The following is a 344-nucleotide window of genomic DNA, read 5'->3' as shown; positions in this document are numbered from 1 at the left end:
CACCCTCATCCAGGCGGGCGGAAACGTCACCCTCGATGCCGCCCAGAACATCAACAACAGCGTGGTTCGCCCCTACTATGCCTATGTGGCGGCGGGTCGTACCCAAACCGACACCGGCGCGGGCAGTGGCTACTCGACGCGGATCCAGATCAACCAGCAACTCGCCCCCGATCTGGCCCAGCAACAGGTCAACCCGCTGACGCTGCCCGGCTTCAGCCTGCCCACCAGCCAAAACGGCCTGTTCCGTCTGAGCCAGGAAGGCAGCAACCACCCGACCGGCACCGGCCCGCAAAGCTGGACCCTCACCGGCGCCACCGTCACCTCGTCCACCAGTGCGCCGGTCA

General features: G+C 66.6%; 1 protein-coding gene. It reads left to right on the top strand.

Annotated features, from left to right (window positions below):
• On the top strand, window positions 1–344 hold a 344-nt coding region (locus NHU87_RS28350; protein WP_253555188.1), incomplete at both ends, for a hypothetical protein.

This window comes from Pseudomonas mandelii (assembly GCF_024138395.1).
In the GTDB taxonomy this organism is placed as follows: domain Bacteria; phylum Pseudomonadota; class Gammaproteobacteria; order Pseudomonadales; family Pseudomonadaceae; genus Aquipseudomonas; species Aquipseudomonas mandelii_E.
The sequence above is the reverse complement of the archived record's forward strand: the minus strand, read 5'-3'. Positions and strand labels throughout refer to the sequence as shown.